5 protein-coding genes, 1 tRNA gene and 1 pseudogene are annotated in these 8227 nt (G+C 56.4%); 1 reads left to right on the top strand and 6 read right to left on the bottom strand.

All coding sequences use genetic code 11. The features are described 5' to 3' along the window. Positions 1-48: 48 nt before the first annotated feature. The 4 genes and pseudogenes from K2H17_RS10660 to K2H17_RS10645 all read right to left on the bottom strand — a co-directional run bounded on the left by K2H17_RS10660 (position 49) and on the right by K2H17_RS10645 (position 4604). Complete coding sequence (locus K2H17_RS10660; RefSeq protein WP_300134604.1) at positions 49-1002, bottom strand: tRNA-dihydrouridine synthase family protein; 954 nt, start codon at positions 1000-1002, stop codon at positions 49-51. Between the two features lie 32 nt (positions 1003-1034). Next, a pseudogene (locus K2H17_RS10655) lies at positions 1035-1826 on the bottom strand (alpha/beta hydrolase); the annotation flags it as partial. A gap of 74 nt (positions 1827-1900) precedes the next feature. After that, on the bottom strand, positions 1901-4324 hold the full coding sequence (locus K2H17_RS10650) for a glycoside hydrolase family 2 TIM barrel-domain containing protein (protein WP_300134602.1): 2424 nt from the start codon (positions 4322-4324) through the stop codon (positions 1901-1903). A gap of 206 nt (positions 4325-4530) precedes the next feature. After that, positions 4531-4604, bottom strand: a tRNA-Met gene (locus K2H17_RS10645). Positions 4605-5039: 435 nt separating this feature from the next. Here K2H17_RS10645 and K2H17_RS10640 point away from each other — a divergent pair. Further along, a complete protein-coding gene (locus K2H17_RS10640) occupies positions 5040-5474 on the top strand; it encodes a GNAT family N-acetyltransferase (RefSeq protein WP_300134600.1) in 435 nt (144 codons plus the stop codon). Between the two features lie 116 nt (positions 5475-5590). Here the strand turns inward: K2H17_RS10640 and pyk are convergent, their stop codons facing one another. Together pyk and K2H17_RS10630 are read right to left on the bottom strand one after the other, a co-directional pair. Further along, positions 5591-7042: a pyruvate kinase gene (gene pyk / locus K2H17_RS10635; RefSeq protein ID WP_300134598.1), complete on the bottom strand. Its 1452-nt coding sequence runs from the start codon at positions 7040-7042 to the stop codon at positions 5591-5593. A gap of 231 nt (positions 7043-7273) precedes the next feature. Beyond that, on the bottom strand, positions 7274-8056 hold the full coding sequence (locus K2H17_RS10630) for a YaaA family protein (protein ID WP_300134596.1): 783 nt from the start codon (positions 8054-8056) through the stop codon (positions 7274-7276). Positions 8057-8227 lie beyond the last annotated feature (171 nt).

Raw genomic sequence — 8227 nt, 5'->3', positions numbered from 1 at the left:
CGCGTGGGTTGTGTCGAGGCGAATCGGACGCGCGTGGGTTGATTCGGGTTATGCCGGGGGGAGGTTTTGGCGGTAGGCGGCGAGGGTTGGGGATTTGAGGAGTTTTTTGACGGTCTTGCGGTCGAATGTCTCGCCGAAGTAGTCCCAGAGGGGTTTGATTTTTGACAGGATCTGGGTGTCGCCGCTGAGGGTCTGTGCGTAGTGGTCGAGGATGGCCCGGTGGAGGCGGAGGAGTTTTTCGCGTCGGCGTTCCAGGGACCATTCGCTTCCGGAGGTCCATTCGGCGATGAGGGAGGGGCGGCGCAGGAGTCCGCGTCCGATCATGGCGCCTGCAAGCGAGGGGAAGCGCTCTCGCAGATCGTCGATCATCTGCGGGTCGGAGATCTCGCCGTTGAAGATGCACGGGTGGACGCTCGCGGCAGCTATGCGGGCGAATTCTCCGAAATGGAGTGGTCCGCTGTATTGCTCGGCAGCTGTCCGCGGGTGGACGGTCAGATGGGTGAGCGGCATGGCGTTGATCACCGGCATGAGCTGACGCCATTCGGCAGGATCACTGATGCCGAGACGCATTTTGGCGGAAAAGCCGGTGTCGGGAAACTCTGCGGTCATGATGTCGGCGATCTCGCGCAGGCGGTCCGGCGATTGCAGCATCCCGGCTCCGCGCCCTTTGCGGACCTGGGGTGTGAAGGGACAGCCGAGATTCAGGTCGATGCGGTCGTGGCCCGATTGGCGGATGGTTTGTGACAGGGTGCGGAATTCGGCGGCATCACGGAAGATGATCTGCGGGATGAGGCAGTGGTTTGAGTTGAGCGGGGAGGAGATTTCGCGCAGGTCACGCGGACGGATTTCGCCTTTTTCAAGCCGAGCGAAGGGGGTGAAATAGATCAGAGACCCCTCGCCGCCGTAGATTTCCGAGTGGAAATGGCGGAAGGGGGCCTCTGTGTAGCCCTGAAGCGGTGCGGCCATCAGCCGGAAGCCGCCGGTTGGGGGTGTTGCAGGCATTGTGTGAGATAGGGGGCTTGCTTGTGGGATCAGAAGCTTTTGAGCCAGGCGCTGAGTTCGTCGAGCACCTGGTCGTGGTAGCGGAAGGAGTCGCGGAAGCCCCATCCGTGGCCGCCGGTGGGGTAGATGTGGAGGGCGGCGGGGATGCCGTTGGCCTGGAGGGCGGTGTAGTAGTTGACAGAGTTGGCCGGGGGCACTGCCCGGTCGTCGCTGCTGAGGATCAGGAAGGCGCGGGGAGTCTCGGCTGTGACCTGCTTTTCGTTTGAATATTCGTTTTCGAGCTCCTCGCCGGCTTCTTTGCCGAGGAGATTGTCGTGAGAGCCGCGGTGGGTGTAGGATTTGTCCATTGTGATCACCGGGTAGAAGAGGATCTGGAAGTCGGGGCGCGATTCGGCGGGGGCGTGAGTGGCCACTGTGGATGCGAGGTGACCTCCGGCCGACGAGCCCATGATTCCGATCTGCGCGGGGTCTATGTGCCATCTCTCGGCGCTGTCTCTCATGAGTTTCACTGCGTTCTGGGCATCGCTGACGGGCAGACTGCGGTCGCCCTTAGGCATGGTGTAGGTCACCACGGCGTAGGCGATGCCTTGCTCATTGAAGAAGGGCGCCCAGTCGTGGCCTTCATGGTTAAGGGCGAGATGGGAGTAGCCGCCGCCGGGGAGCGCGACCACGGCGCGGCCTGTGGCTTTGGAGGCTTCGGGGAGGTAGACTCGCATGACGGGCGAGCCGATTTCGATGACGCGGCTTTCGGCCTGAAGGGCTGCGGGACTGAGGATGGCTGTGGCGGCTGCGAAAGCGCCGAGGATATAGGACGTGAGTTTCATTTCCGGTTGTTGGTTTATTGATGAGGGTTGTTATGTTTGTTTTTTACAATTTCTAATTGAAGATTTCGAGTCGTTTATCTGCACCGGAGATCGAGTTTCGCGGGGCGGAGTCCGGGAGCGGAGGCGGTCAGGGTCACGGCGCCGGGAGTGCCTGTGGAGCGGAGGATCACGGTGACTGTGCCGTTGTAGAGACGGCGGGTGTTTCCGGTCGAGAGTTCCTCGCTGCTGAGGTCGCCGTTGATGACGCCGACGATTTCCGCCGGACCTTCGACGGCAAAGGTTACGGGGGCTTCCGACTGACTGTCGCGGCGACGGCGGCTGTCAAGGGCCTCCACACGGACGTGTTGCAGGTCCATTCCGTCGGCTTTCCACTCAGGATTGTCGGCTTCGGCTTTCAGGCGCGATGCTTTACCTGTTGTCTCGATGGAGTGGCGGGCGATCGGTGAGGATTGTCCGTCGCGGTAGGCGATGGCTTCGAGGCGTCCGGCTTTGTAGGGAATCTGTTCCCAGACAATACGGTTGCGGCTCTTGGGGTCGGCGGTGTCGTTTTTCTTACGTCCGAGGCTCTTGCCGTTGAGGCGCAGTTCGACTTCGTCGGCATTGGTGAAGGTGTAGAGAGTCAGTCGGCTGTCAGGCTGACGGTTCCAGTGGTCTGAAAGGCGCTGGGTGCCGACCTGGACATCGTTCCACATTAGTTGCTCGTCGCTGTCGATCACGCCGATGTGGACCGTCGGCTCTTCGGGCTTGAAGATGCTGCGCAGGAACCAGGCGATCGGCTTGGGTTCGAGCGAGATGTCGAAGATGCCCTGGGTCCAGCCCTTGGCGGGCCATCCGGCCGATTCTCCGAGATAGTCGATCATTCCCCAGTAGGCCAGGCCGACCACGCGGTCGAGGTCCATTTCATAGAAGTTGGGGCCCATGCCTGAGGTGTTGGCCTCGCTCTGATAGAAGATCATTCCGGGGAAACGGCGGCTGTCGCCGGGGAAGTACATGTATCTGTAATTATAGGATGCGATGTCTGTTGCGAGGGCCAGCGGGGCGGGGAGAGAGTCGGTGTTGACGTCGCGATAGCGCGGGTGCATGGCTACGGTCAGCGGGCGGGTGCGGTCATAGCGGTTGAGCAGGGTCTTCTGGAGGCGGTAGGGGGTTACTCCCCAGTCGGCGTATGGGAGGTTCCATAGCATTTGCAGTTCGTTGCCGAGGCTCCACATGATGACCGAGGGGTGGTTGCGGTCGCGGCGCACCCATTCGGGGAGGTCGTCGGGCCACTGCTGCATCCACTCCTTGCGGCCTCCGGCATACTGGCGTGTCCATTTGTCGTAAAGTTCGTCGACCACGAGAATGCCGTAACGGTCACAGAGGTCGAGAAATTGGGGACTGTAAGGGTTGTGGGAACTTCGGATGTGGTTGAAACCGAAGTCTTTGAGCAGTCTGATGCGCTTTTCGATGGCTGCGGGATAGGCAGCCGCGCCGAGGGCGCCGAGCGTGTGATGGTTGGCTATGCCTTTGAGGAGCAGTTTCTTTCCGTTGAGCTTGAAGCCGAAGTCGGGGGAGTATTCTATCTTTCTGACCCCGAATGTCTCGGTGATGCTGTCGGCCACACTTCCGTCAGGGGCCAGGAGCGAGAGTTCAAGGGTGTAGAGATGGGGCGAGTCACAGTCCCAGAGCCGCGGGGATGCGAGACGGATGCTGTCGACGCGATATTCGTTGGTGCGCTGGCGGCGGTTGAAGGGGAGAGCCGATGTGGCGGAGTAGACGGTCTGTCCGTCGGCATCGCGGATCAGGGTTTTAAGCTGGATCTGCTTGTAGTCCTTGTAGGTGTTGGTCAGTTCGGCGTCAATCACCACTGATGCTTCCTGATGAGTGACATCGGGGGTGGTGATGTGGAGCGGATGGCGTGTGAAATAGAGCCGTGGGTCGGTGACGATGATATTGACGTTGCGGTAGAGGCCGCCGCCGGTGTACCACCGCGAGTTTTCCGGTTTTCCGGTGTCGGCACGCACGGCGATCACGTTGTCGCCGTCGAAATTGATCAGAGGTGTGATGTCGCACTCGAAGCCGAGATAGCCGTAGTCAGTTCCGCCGACGCGCTTGCCGTTGAAATAGGCGTCGCCGGTGAGCATGATGCCTTCGAAATCGAGGAGTATTCTGCGGCCTTTCCAATCGGACGGGGCTTTGAAGGTCTTGCGATACCATCCGGCACCCATTTCCTTGAAACCGCGTGCGCTCAGGCGGCTGCGGGTGTTGGCCGCGGAGTTTGTGTCGCCTTTTTCATTGGCTTCCGGTGCGACCCAGGGCTGGGAGATCTGAAAGTCATGGGGCAGGGAGACGGAAGTCCATGCGTTGTCGTCAAAGGCCGGATTTTCGGCTCCGGCAGAGTCTTCAGCGGAGAATTTCCATCCGAAATTGAAATTTTCTACACTGCGTCCGGCAGCCGATGCGCCGATTGCCTCAAGCAGACAGGAGATGACAAGAAATGACAGAATATTAAACTTCATGGTATGGTTTTATCAAAAAGATGTAAAGCATGGTCCGGCATGCTTTAAGAGATTGTCCTGTTATTGGGGGGGTATGAAAAGTCTTCGTAAAGTTACGCAAAATTTTTCAAATCCAAGGTCCGGATAGCGAGTGGAAGAACGGGATGAGAGGGCATATAACAGAAAATCGGTCAAATCATCCTTAAGAATGTTTCGACCGATTTCAGTAGCGAGACCGAGAATTGAACTCGGGACCTCCGGGTTATGAATCCGACGCTCTAACCAACTGAGCTATCTCGCCATGAATTTATGTTGTTGCAACGCTTTTGCGAGCACAAAGGTAGAAAGTTTTTTTTACATGACAAAACTTTTTGACAGATTTTTTCAGAAGACTGATTTTTTAGCCGGGATTAAAGAGTTTATTAAGAGGTTGTTTAAAAACAAGAGTTAAAATCTGAGTGGTGTATCTTTTAGATAAATTGTTGTAAATGAGAAAGGAACCATATTCACCTCAAAACTTTCGCTCAGATTTTAACTATTGTTGTTAAACAACGACCTCTAAGGATTATATCTATATGTATCTTGGCCGGGGTGCGGTTTTGGGGAAGATGGATGTGAGTGGGGAGGAGGGGCGGGGATTTGTGATTGATCTTTCTCTTGGCTAAATTTGTGGTGTCAATTATAATCTTAGAGGCCAATTATTGTCTCTGTTAAAATCAGGAAAGGAAAAGTTTGAATGTTGATAGAAAGATGTTGCGATTATGAGGCTTTGACTGAGGTGTGGCTTGCTGCGGTCAGGGCTACGCATGATTTTCTGAGCGCCGATGACATTGAGTTTTACCGCCGGAGACTCCCTGAGGTCTATATGCCGGGTGTCGAGGTCTATGCCGTGAGGAATGACCAAGGCCGATGGTGTGGATTCATCGGCCTTGGAGGTGTGATGGTCGAGATGCTGTTTGTCCATCCTTCGGAAGCCGGCAGGGGCTACGGTTCGGAATTGCTGCGCTTTGCCATCGGTGAGAAAGGATGCCGGAGGGTGGATGTCAACGAGCAGAATCCTCGTGCGCTTGAGTTTTACCGCAAGCATGGTTTCGAGATCATCGGGCGTGACGCGACCGACGGCGAGGGGAAGCCTTATCCGATACTCCATCTGGAGTTAGGCAGTCTCTGAGTCAGGATGAGATCTTTGTCAAGATATTGTTAAAAAGGCGACACTCAGGAGGAATAGCCCGGATTGGCGGGAATACCTCCTGAGTGTCAGTATCGGTTCGTATTTGCGGATCAGTGTCAGTTTTTCTTGTCAGCCGCCCCGTGTTCGAGGATGGCTTCCACGGAGTTGATGGCGAGGAAGGTCGCACCGGTGCCGTTGATGGCTCCGAGGATCGCGATGCGGTCCGACGGCTGGAGAAGACCCTGCTCGATGAAGTCGTGGAGCGCTTCGGTCGGATAGCGCTGCTGCTGGGTGTAGTCCTGATAGTAATAAGCCTTGATGCCGTAAGAGATGCTGAGCCAGCGCATGGTCCGGCGGCGATAGCAGATGGCATAGACCGGACAGGCGCCGCGGAAGGATGCGATGAAACGGGCGGTGCGTCCGTGGAATGCGTTGGCGATGATGGCTTTAGTGTTGATCTCGCGTTCGGATACCACGGCCTGACGGGCGAGGAACGAGGTGACGTGCTCGTCGGCAAGCTGAGGAATGTTGTCGCTGGTGATGGTCGCGGTCAGAGAGGCCTCTACGTCCTGGGCCACACGGGCCATTGTCGACACGGCTTCCACCGGATAGCGTCCGTTGGCGGTTTCGCCTGACAGCATGAGGCAGTCGGCGCGCTGGTAGACAGCATTGGCGATGTCGCTGACCTCGGCGCGGGTCGGACGCGGGCTGGTGATCATCGAGTGGAGCATCTGGGTAGCCACGATCACCGGATGATGTGCGGCGATACACTTGGCTATCATTTCATGCTGGATCACCGGGATGCGTTCGGCGGCTACTTCGATGCCGAGGTCACCTCTGGCGATCATGATACCGTAAGAAGCCTCCAGAATGGAGTCGAAGTTGTCGACACCCTGCTGGTTCTCGATCTTGGAGATGATCTTCATGTCGGATCCGAGGCGGTCGAGCTCGGCCTGCACGGCATGAACGTCGTCGGCGCTGCGGACAAACGAGTGGGCCACGAAGTCGACGCCGAGCGAGGCTGCGGTCGCGAGTGTTGTCTTGTCGCGTTCGGTCAGAGAGGCGAGTCGGATGTCGCTGCCGGGGATATTGACGCTCTTGCGCGATCCGAGGTTGCCGTCGTTGAGACAGCGGGCGCGGATGATGCCTGTCGCCGGGTCGATGTCAAGAATGAGGAAGTCGAGTTCGCCGTCGTCAATCAGAAAATGCATTCCTGGGTGAACGTCCTTGGCGATGTCGGCATAGTTGAGACAGATACGCTCTGCGGTTGTCGGCTCGGATACGTGGCCGCAGAATTCCACTTCCATCCCTTCGCGGAAAGCGATCTTGTCGTTAGGCTCAGAGTTGACAGTCGTGCGGATTTCCGGGCCCTTGGTGTCGATGATGATGCCGATTCGGGGTGATACCGCACGGCAGTTTCTGACAATTTCCGCCATCCCTTCTGCTCCGAGGTGAGCTGAATTCATACGCACTACGTTCATACCGGCCTCAAAAAGGCTGCGGATAAATTCGACATCGCAGCGGCGGTCTGAAATAGTGGTGATTATTTTTGTGCTCTTTTTAAGCATATACCTGTTACTTATATATTAAATGTGATATGATCTGTAAAAAAGTCCGGCCTATCCTAACCTCCGTTGTCTCGGTCCGGATGAAGCGCCGTTGTGAAATCTGAAATGTGCGGGAAACACACAAAATTACAAATTTTGTGCAAAATTACGGAAATCTATCGGTTAAGACACGCCCCTGACGAAAAAATATTTTTTGTCAGGGGCGTTTTTTGTCGATGTGATCGTGAAAAGTCAGTCGGAGGTAGTGTAGAAAATGATTTCGTTGGCGGAGGAGTCGTAGCCCTGGCCCATGCAGGAATCCGTTGAGACCGCGCCTAAGGAGCGGAGGTCCGGGATGCTGCCGGTGACGATCCGGCGGAGAAGTTGGCCGCGCAGGGTCTTGAGCCGTACTGAATTCGGAGTGCGAGTCTCGCCTCCCGGACGGATCTCCCTGAAAGCGGCCTTGCAGACTTTGGCAAGAGGCGCGATGCGTTTCCAGTCGATCAGGCGCGCGGCATCGGCCGGCAGCAGGTCGAGCACCTCCGTGCATCCCTTTTCGCGGAGTTCGCTTTCCAGACGGTCGGTCACGGCTTTGCGCCAGTAGGCGGCGAAGGTCTTGCCCTCAGGCGCAAGCGGGGTTGTGAAATCGAAGCGATAAGCCTTGATGAAGTCGTCGGGACGAAGCCATCCATAGAGCGAGGAGATGATTCTGACCCTGTCAGCAGTCTCCCTGCGGCTCTGAGAGTCAAGAGACTGATAGCCGAAGGCCTTGAAAACCACTCCGGTGAAAGCCTCGATAGATTCAGAGCCCAAGGCCTTGTTGGGGAATTCATAGATCAGCTGCCTGATTTTGCGGACCATCTGCGGACTTAGCCGCGAGCGTGCGGAGAGTTCCTCCTGACTCATCGCAGTCAGGGAGTCCATGATCTCTCCGGCTTCGGAGTCAAACGCCGGGCGGTGACAGAGAAAATCCTCGCGGCCCACCGGACAGTCGCAAGGCGTCATTGTTTTGGATTCGGCAATCAGTATAAGCATAGGACTGCAAATATAGCTCAAATCCGATGGATTACGATGGCGTTTAATAAATTTTTAGCCAAGTTCGCATATATACGTATATTATATAAGGTGGATTAGTAGTGGTGCGATAAAAATCCAACCACTGCGATTAATATATTAGTATTTAGTCAAATACAAGAGTACATTGAT

Source organism: Duncaniella sp. (assembly GCF_029054785.1).
In the GTDB taxonomy this organism is placed as follows: domain Bacteria; phylum Bacteroidota; class Bacteroidia; order Bacteroidales; family Muribaculaceae; genus Duncaniella.
This window is presented reverse-complemented; position numbering and strand designations above follow the sequence as displayed.